7 protein-coding genes and 1 pseudogene are annotated in these 8682 nt (G+C 37.6%); 3 read left to right on the plus strand and 5 right to left on the minus strand.

Going from position 1 to position 8682, the window contains the following annotated elements; genetic code table 11:
* Positions 1-271: pseudogene (locus B0B05_RS15600) on the plus strand (IS4 family transposase); the annotation flags it as partial.
* Positions 272-610: 339 nt separating this feature from the next.
* Here the strand turns inward: B0B05_RS15600 and B0B05_RS15605 are convergent.
* The 3 genes from B0B05_RS15605 to B0B05_RS15615 all read right to left on the minus strand — a co-directional run bounded on the left by B0B05_RS15605 (position 611) and on the right by B0B05_RS15615 (position 2945).
* Positions 611-1510, minus strand: coding sequence for a TIGR01777 family oxidoreductase (locus B0B05_RS15605; RefSeq protein WP_076784509.1), 900 nt, complete (start codon positions 1508-1510; stop codon positions 611-613).
* Positions 1511-1597: 87 nt separating this feature from the next.
* Positions 1598-2422 carry a CvfB family protein gene (locus tag B0B05_RS15610; protein ID WP_076784510.1) on the minus strand — a complete coding sequence of 275 codons (825 nt, stop codon included), beginning with the start codon at positions 2420-2422 and terminating at the stop codon, positions 1598-1600.
* A gap of 298 nt (positions 2423-2720) precedes the next feature.
* Complete coding sequence (locus B0B05_RS15615) at positions 2721-2945, minus strand: hypothetical protein (RefSeq protein ID WP_143746058.1); 225 nt, start codon at positions 2943-2945, stop codon at positions 2721-2723.
* Between the two features lie 242 nt (positions 2946-3187).
* Between B0B05_RS15615 and B0B05_RS15620 the strand changes: the two genes are divergently transcribed.
* Entirely contained in the window at positions 3188-4957 is a 1770-nt protein-coding gene (locus B0B05_RS15620; protein WP_245799373.1) for a helix-turn-helix domain-containing protein, read from the plus strand.
* A gap of 1 nt (position 4958) precedes the next feature.
* Here B0B05_RS15620 and hisS read toward each other — a convergent pair whose 3' ends face one another.
* Complete coding sequence (gene hisS, locus B0B05_RS15625) at positions 4959-6308, minus strand: histidine--tRNA ligase (protein ID WP_076784513.1); 1350 nt, start codon at positions 6306-6308, stop codon at positions 4959-4961.
* A 407-nt stretch (positions 6309-6715) separates the two neighbouring features.
* On the opposite strand from hisS, the gene B0B05_RS15630 reads away from it, so the two are divergent.
* Positions 6716-7336 carry an alpha-ketoglutarate-dependent dioxygenase AlkB family protein gene (locus B0B05_RS15630; protein ID WP_076784514.1) on the plus strand — a complete coding sequence of 207 codons (621 nt, stop codon included), beginning with the start codon at positions 6716-6718 and terminating at the stop codon, positions 7334-7336.
* A gap of 54 nt (positions 7337-7390) precedes the next feature.
* Here the strand turns inward: B0B05_RS15630 and B0B05_RS15635 are convergent, their stop codons facing one another.
* Positions 7391-8542, minus strand: a complete 1152-nt coding sequence (locus tag B0B05_RS15635; protein ID WP_076784515.1) for an MFS transporter — start codon at positions 8540-8542, stop codon at positions 7391-7393.
* Positions 8543-8682 lie beyond the last annotated feature (140 nt).

Raw genomic sequence — 8682 nt, forward strand, 5'->3', positions numbered from 1 at the left:
TTTTCGGGACATTAAACAATTACTTCATATAAAATCTTTTATCGGAACTTCAGAAAATGCGGTGATGATACAAATTTGGACTGCCTTGATTACCATTCTCATCCTTAAGGCTTTGAAGGCGCAATCAAAATTCGACTGGTACTTATCCAATTTGGTAGCTTTTATACGACTGAATCTCTTTGTTAAAATCGACTTGCAAAAATGGCTAGATAAACCCTTCGAGGAGCACATAGAACCACCACCAAAATTCCAGCAGGGGGTTCTATTTTAAAAATTGGCAAATTTCAATGGATAAACACAATGAAATAGTCTAAATAATGTATGATAAATTTTATTTAGGACAGGATTGATGTCATAACTTAATTTCATACCTAAAAATGTAATATTCTCGCAGATAAGGCAATTTTACAGATTTTAAATTTAGCATCAGCATAATCGAAATAATCTGCGAGAAAAAAATAGTCCGAAATCCTTTTAATAAAGAATATTTGGGACATGAAAATAACTTATAACCTCTATTTATTATTATTAAAGGTAATAATATATTCGTCTTAATCTTTATTTATATTTTTAAGTTTTCAATATATCATTTGTTTTTCGATATCCAAAATCACAGCACATCTGCTAATGCCGAATCTAAAGTTTTATAAGCAAAATTAAATCCTGCCTTTTCAATTTTTTCACTTGAGAGCCGACTGCCCTGCAGAGCCAGTAAAGACATCTCTCCCAAAATTGCTTTTATAAACAATTGAGGAATGTTTGGCAGAAAAATAGTTTTGCCGAGATGCGCAGCCAATTTCTTTGTAAAAACCTCATTATTGATATATTCCGGTGCAGAAGCATTATAAGAACCTTCCATGCTTGCGTCCTCAACAGCTTTTAGGTAGATATTAACCAAATCATCTTCATGAATCCATGGGAAATATTGCTTACCTGTACCCAACGGCGCTCCAAGTCCCATATCGATCGGCTTACGAAGCGTTTCCAAAGCGCCGCCTTTACCACTAAGTACTGTGGCTGTCCTGATACAGACGACTCTGCTCCCAAGCTCCTTAAACTGAAAGGCTTTTTTTTCCCACGCTTCGCATACGGTTCCCAAAAAATCTTTGCCCGGCTTGTCAGTTTCAGTAAAGATATGTTCTGATGTTACCTGGCCGTAATAACCACTTGCTGAAGCAGAGATAAAAGCCTCCGGATGGATCTGGTGATTTTTCATCTCATCAAAAATGAATTGCGCAGAGTCTACTCTGCTGCTGTAAATCTCTTTTTTATAAGAATCTGTCCACCGTTTGCTAATTGTAGCACCGGCGAGATGGATGAAGATATAAGTATTGTCCAGTGCATCAGCCTCCAAAAAACGCGCTTTATAATCCCAAAGATAAGATTTGAAATCTGTTTTTTCTTTTTTGTGACGGACCAAAACCTCTACCTGATAACCACGTTCGTACAGCTTACGGGAAAGTTTTCTGCCAACCATTCCGGTTGCACCGCTCAGTAATATTTTTTTCATCAATTATTTTCTCTCTGATAAACAAAAACAATTCCAACCAATGGTTAAAAATCCCCTAATTGCTGAAAAGAAAATGCCTGTGCAACATTAGAGCAGCTTGATTCTGTCATCTACAAGATCAATAATTTTATCTTTGTAAAGGCCTCCAATTGCTTTTTTGAAGTTCTTTTTGCTCATCTGCAATTCCTCCCTAATCTCTTCCGGAGAAGATTTATCAGACAGATATAGCAGTCCGTAATTATCGTTTAGCTTATCAATGATTTTCTGCTTAAACTCATCGATATTTTCGTAACCTTCCGGTTGCAGGGTGATATCAATTTTCCCGTCTTCGCGTATGGCCTTTATATAGCCGGTTTCCTCAGACAAGGGATATAATTTTTTGTAAACGTCTGATGCATAGATCAGCCCGATATATTTTTTGTTGATAACAACATTCCAGCCCAATTCTGATTCATTCATAAGAATAAGATCAACCTTATCACCTTTCTCAAAAGGCAAATTGTCATATTGCGGATTACGCTTAAACTTTGTGGTTCCGGTGATCAGCCCTGTTGCTTCATCAATATAAACATAGATAAGATAGCGTTTAGCCTCTACAATTTTAGATTTTTGCTGCTTATATGGCACAAACAGGTCTTTGATAATCCCCCAATCCATAAACGCACCACTGGGCAAACTCTGTACACTGGTCATTACTGCAAACTCTCCTGTCAGGGCATTTGGGTGCTCTGTAGTTGCTTTGTAGCCACCATCTTCCTGATAAACAAAAACGCTGACCTCACTCCCAATTTCCCAGGTATCATCTGCAAATACTTTCTGGATAAAAGCTTTTTCGCCTTCAGGATCCTGAAGGATAAAGCCAGATGATATTTTTTCAGAAATCTTGAGGTTATTAAATTGTCCGGGAGTCATAATAATTGGGATTAGCTGCAAAAATAGCCAAAGTTTTCAATAATCCTGTTATAAAATAGATTGGTTATACGCTATTTTCCAAATAAAACTTCATAAAAAAACCGATGCAAAAACATCGGCAATTACCCAATTAAAAGAAAACTGATGGGATGATCTCAGAAAGAGATATGAGATTTTCATGGTTTATATGATCAGACTGTTAGTCCTTTATTCATCATCTCTTAAAAAAGCCCGCTCCAATCGATGACTGAAGCAAGGCTAAGTGCAGATAATGAATGTTTATTTTAGGAAAGTTCTTTTACCAGCTAGTGCCGTCTTTAACTGGCGGATCGGGATCCACCTCTTTTTTTACACCATCATTAGTTGGCGCAGCTGGATTTTGGGAAGTATTATTATTTTTTGCGACAAGTTTCAGATTTTCTGTTTTTACTATTTCAAAATCAGATGCTACATCATCCTGCCTGCACGATACAAAACCAGATGATATCAAAGCTATGGCTAAAATGCTAAGAATTGTTTTCATAATTTTATTTGTAATATTATCTGTTGATTCTGTGACGAAGATAGATCCTAAAAATGAAAATAAAAATGCCAACTCGTCGCTATTTAGAAATTGAGACGTCCTTATTTGCAAATTAGCACATCAGTAAAATACTGACTTACAGCAATATGGTTAGATATTACAGACATTTTACCCATATTAGTTTTTAATTATATATTTAACAGCTATTTGGCTTATTTGTGTATTTTTGTATTGACAAATGATTGTTACATTCATTAATTATTATGAAGTACATCTACTCTTTTCTCTTTTTTATACCATTTGTTTTTGTTTTTGGAAAAGACAAGGCAAAATTGTCGTATGATGGAATCAGAAAAAATTATGAGAACTATGCTGAAAATGACATTTCCGCATTTGCATTTATCAATCCTTATATTCAAAAAGCTAAAAAAGAAAAAAAATATCCTGAACTTTTCCAGGCATACAGGGATGCTGTTTTCTATTCAAAATCTAACAGCAGAAAAATAACTTATGCCGACAGCTGCCTGGATGCGGCTTACAAATCCGGAAGTGATGACCGGGTTGCAACAGCATATGTGCTTAAGGGAAGTGTCTATTATGCCAAAATGAGAAGTTACAAAGCGGCATTGGATGAGTACCTGATGGCCTATAAGTACTCAAAAAATACCGGCGATCTTTACCTGAAATATAAAATAGCTTACCATCTTGGGGTTGTTAAAAACTATTTGGGCTATTATGATGAAGCTCTTGAACTATTTAAACCCAGTATTGCTTTCTTCGAATCCGAAAGTAAAAATAAAAATTTACACCAGTTCCAAATTTTCAACAACAGAAAGGGTTATCTCAACAGCCTTCACCAGATCATCATCTGTTACAGGAACAAAGGTAATTATGAAAAAGCCGATTCTCTGATTAACATCGGGCTCAGGCAAACCTTTAACAACAGGGATTTTGTTCAGGAAAGAAGCTATTTCCTAAAATGCAAAGGCCTGCTGGAGTATCATAATAATAATTACCAGGCGGCTATCAATTATCTGCAACAGTCGCTAAGCCTCATGAAAAATGACTTTGCGTGGGCAGCTGTTGATTTTTTATACATTGGTAAAAGTCATCTGGCTTTGGGAAATGAACACTTAGCCATTACTAATTTTAAAAAAATAGATTCCATTTTTGAAAAAAGCAATTTTATACTGCCCGAAATCAGGGAAAATTATGAACTTCTGATTAATTATTACAAAGATAAAAATGATGCTAAAAACCAACTTTTTTACACCACACAACTTTTAAAAGCAGACAGCCTTATTTCGCAGGATTTTGCATATCTCTCGCCAAAAGTCCACAGAGAGTATGATACGACGACATTGCTGGATGAGAAAGGCAAGCTGGAAAAAGCCAACAGCTGGGGTATTTTCTTTATCATTCTGCTGCTTTTGAGCACTGTTTTTTTAGCTGTAATTCTCTATAAAAAGTATCAGAAAGAGAAGATTATTTTACAAAAATATGCCCTGCTACAAAAAAAACTGCAGAATCAGGATTATATCCTGGAGAACAGGTTTTCTAATGATAATATCCAGGACAGAAAAACCGTCCACGTAGCCGAGACACTTAAAAAAATCCTTTTGGAAAAACTCAAAAAGTTTGAAGAAAACAAGGATTTTAATCAAAAAGGGCTCACTATCCAAAAACTTGCAGCACAGCTGGAAACCAATTCCATCTACCTGTCACAGGTCATCAAGGAATACCGTGGAATGACTTTCAACAAATATGTCACCAACCTTAGAATCAGAAACATCACCTATCTGCTGTACGAGAAACGCATTTATCTCAACTACACGATAGAATCGCTGGCCAAAGAATGCGGCATTGCCTCCAGACAAAATTTTTCTGATCTTTTCTACGAGATCAATGGTATACGCCCTACTGATTTTATAAGGAAAAGAAAAAAACAGCTTGAGAACAAGGCAGACAACGAAAGTTTAAAAGATGTCCCAGGCTTATTGCCGGATAACTAAGCTAAGCGATAAAGTCCTCGATTTTAAGCGTTTTTTGCTCACCGGATTTCAGATCCTTAACCGTGACAGACTGTGTATTGATCTCCTCCTGCCCCATGAATACAATATTTTCTATACCTTTTTTCTCTGCATAAGCAAACTGTTTCTTGAGTTTGGATGCATCTGGATACAGTTCTGCAGAGATATTCTTATCCCTTAGGGCAGCAATCAGTTTCAGGGCTTCTACAGATTCAGACTCACCATAGTTGGCAAACAGATATTGGACCGTGGCCTCGGACTCTTCGGGAAATATATTCAGTTCTTCCATCACCAGATAAATCCTGTCCAACCCAAAAGAAATCCCAATTCCGGGAACATCTTTCACCCCAAAAACTTCTGTAAGATTGTCGTAGCGCCCACCGCCGCCGATTGATCCCATTGCGACTTCGTCTGCTTTCACTTCAAAAATGGCACCGGTATAATAATCAAGGCCTCTTGCCAGGGTAATGTCAAAAATCAGATTCTGCGCATCTACACCCAGATTAAGCGCATTAGTAATAACAAACTCCAGCTCCTCAACACCTTTCAGGCCTGTCTCATTGTTTACAAATTTTTCTTTAAGATTAAGCAAATTTTCCAAAGGATCATTGGTCTGGCTAAAAAGAAAATCTAATTTGGCAACGGCAGTTTCTGATATACCCTTTTCCAGCATCTCTTTTACCACACCATCTTTACCAATTTTGTCCAACTTATCCAATGCCACCGTAAAATCGATCAGCTGATCTCCAATACCGGCATAATCTGCCAGCCCGGAAAGGATTTTTCTATTATTGATATGAACTGAAACTGATAAACCAAGATCCCGGAATGACTTAAAGTATAACTGCAAAAGCTCCACTTCCTGCCAAAGGCTGGTGCTTCCCACCACATCAGCATCACACTGGTAAAACTCGCGGAAACGCCCTTTCTGAGGACGGTCTGCGCGCCAAACCGGCTGAATCTGATAACGCTTATAAGGAAAAGCCAGCTGCCCCTGATTCATAGCAACAAATCGTGCAAAAGGAACCGTAAGGTCATAGCGCAAGGCTTTTTCAGAGATCTGAGCAATTAACTTTTGGGAATTTTTCTCTGTCCAGTCCGTTTCATTGGTTTTGGCAGCGTAATCACCAGAATTCAGGATTTTAAAGATCAGGCGGTCGCCTTCTTCACCATATTTGCCGGTAAGTGTAGAGAGATTTTCGAAGCTTGGGGTTTCCAACGGCTGAAAACCAAACAATTCAAAATTATTCTGTAATGTATTAATAATATACTTCCTACGGGAAACTTCTTTGGCAGTAAAATCTCTGGTTCCTTTAGCTAAACTTGGCTTCATAATCTCGACTGAATTTTTGCAAAAATAAGAATAATTAGGCGGTTATGTCATCTGACAGGCTTTTTTGAAGGTTAAAGCTGCTAAAACTGTCAATAATCAAATTTAATTAATTGAAAATCAAAAACCTAATTAACAAATTAATCTTGAATATAACATTTCGCAGACAGTAAGATAATTTTTTAGAGGTTATAAGATATTTTCATATCACCAAATATTCTTTATTAAAAGGATTCCTGCTTATTTTTAGTTCTCGCAGTTTGTTCCGATTACGCAGAGGTTGAAATTTAAACTTGCAAAATCTGTCTCATTAGCGAGAATATTATAATTGTTTTTGCTCTCCACAATATAAAATTGGCAGCAATCAGCAAACTCTCGAAATTAATCGAAATAATTAATACTTTTGATCAATGAATCTATTTGAAAACACACCGGAAATCATTGAGAATATCCTGCCTTACGATGGCATTACAACCTATTATGGGAAGATATTTCCGAAAGAAATCGCTGACCTTTATTTCCAAAAACTATTATCTGAAATAGAATGGAAAAGTGATGAGGCTGTGATTTTTGGCAAGTTGATAGAAACCAAAAGAAAAGTAGCATGGTATGGCGATGAATCTTTTTCCTATACCTACTCCGGCAGAACAAAAACCGCACTATCCTGGACCGATACACTTTTGGAAATAAAAACGGCTATAGAGCAAACCAGTGGCGAGACCTTTAACTCCTGCCTACTCAACCTCTACCATAACGGCTCCGAGGGAATGGCCTATCACAGCGATGGCGAAAAGGATTTAAAGGATAATGCAGCCATCAGTTCTGTAAGTTTTGGAGCTGATCGGAAATTTCATTTCAAACATAAAACAACCAAAGAACTGGTATCATTAGTCCTTGAAAACGGCAGTTTGCTGATGATGAAAGGCTGCACCCAAAAATTTTGGCTGCACCGCCTGCCAACTACTACCAGAATTATAAAACCGAGAATCAGCCTGACGTTCCGAACAATACAGAAACCCAACAACCTTTAATCAGGATTTAAATACTTTAACTCTAATATCTGACATCTGCATTCTAACATCTACTTACTTAACCGGATTATATTTTTTGATAAAGGTAAGGCACATCAAAAAGCCCAAACCAGCCATTGCAGCACCTACAAGTGACGGATAATTGTAGGAAAAACCAAATTCCAGCGGCAGCCCTCCGAAGAATGCACCTAAAGAATTCCCCACGTTGAAAGCCGCCTGCATAAATGCAGCAGCCATCATCTCCGAATTTTTTGCCGAACGCAGCATCATAATATTAACAGGTGTTCCTACAGCCATAGACAATGCACCACAAAGAAATGTGAGAATCAAAGATGCGGCTTTATATTCTGAGAAAAAGAAAACAAGAATCAGTGCCATCACCATTGCAAACAGAAGTATGCCTGCAGCCAAAGCCGGCCTCATCCTGTCTGCCATAATACCTCCTAAAAAATTACCCACCACCATACCGGCACCTGCAAGGACCATAATATATGCGATAAAACTGGTATCAAACTTTGAAACTTCGGTCATCAGCGGTGTAATATAGCTGAACCAGGCAAACAAGCCTCCGAAACCTATGGCAGTAATAGCGATAATATGCCAGGCTTTAGCCGTTTTGAAAAATTCAAGTTCTTTTTTCAAAGTTGTGGTCCTTAGACTGTTCATCTCCGGAAGAAATAACTGGATAAACAACATGGTCAAAAGCCCTATAAGCGCAACGACACCAAAGGCATATCGCCAGGATAAAAGATGCCCCAGCCATGTTACAAAAGGGACCATCGCAAGATTAGCCAAAGTAAGCCCGGTGAACATCAATGCTATACTGCGTGCCTGCTTACCCGGTTTCGCCAAACGGGTAGCCACCACGGTACCTACACCAAAAAATGCCCCATGAGGCAGGCCTGAGAAAAATCTTGCCGCCATCATGGCATAATAATTATTCACCAGTGCCGATAACCCATTGAAAACGGTAAAGGCGAGCATCAGAAAAATAAGAATTTTTTTCGGGGGGAATTTTGCTGCATAACCCACAAGAATTGGTGCGCCTACAACTACTCCCAAGGCGTAAGAAGAAATCAGGTGGCCTGCCTCAGGAATCGAGATTTTCAATGATTTTGCAACATCAGGCAACAGTCCCATGATGACAAACTCTGTAGTCCCAATTCCTAATCCTCCTAATGCCAGAGGAAATATTCTTTTATCCATTTTGCAAAAGTCAAGATTTATACTTAATAATTCAAATTTCAGATTGTTAATTATCGATGGAGGTTGTTGATTTAAAATACAGTTAAAACAGAATATGAATATCCGTAATTACACATAATTTCGTATATTTACTTATAATT

The organism is Epilithonimonas bovis DSM 19482 (assembly GCF_900108115.1).
Taxonomy (GTDB): Bacteria; Bacteroidota; Bacteroidia; order Flavobacteriales; family Weeksellaceae; genus Epilithonimonas; species Epilithonimonas bovis.

Bases quoted from the DNA above. Each gene is read 5' to 3' on its own strand.
- B0B05_RS15615 (WP_143746058.1), bottom strand. From the start codon at position 2,945: ATGAAAACAATTCTTAGCATTTTAGCCATAGCTTTGATATCATCTGGT.
- B0B05_RS15630 (WP_076784514.1), top strand. From the start codon at position 6,716: ATGAATCTATTTGAAAACACACCGGAAATCATTGAGAATATCCTGCCT.
- B0B05_RS15605 (WP_076784509.1), bottom strand. From the start codon at position 1,510: ATGAAAAAAATATTACTGAGCGGTGCAACCGGAATGGTTGGCAGAAAA.
- hisS (WP_076784513.1), bottom strand. From the start codon at position 6,308: ATGAAGCCAAGTTTAGCTAAAGGAACCAGAGATTTTACTGCCAAAGAA.
- B0B05_RS15635 (WP_076784515.1), bottom strand. From the start codon at position 8,542: ATGGATAAAAGAATATTTCCTCTGGCATTAGGAGGATTAGGAATTGGG.
- B0B05_RS15610 (WP_076784510.1), bottom strand. From the start codon at position 2,422: ATGACTCCCGGACAATTTAATAACCTCAAGATTTCTGAAAAAATATCA.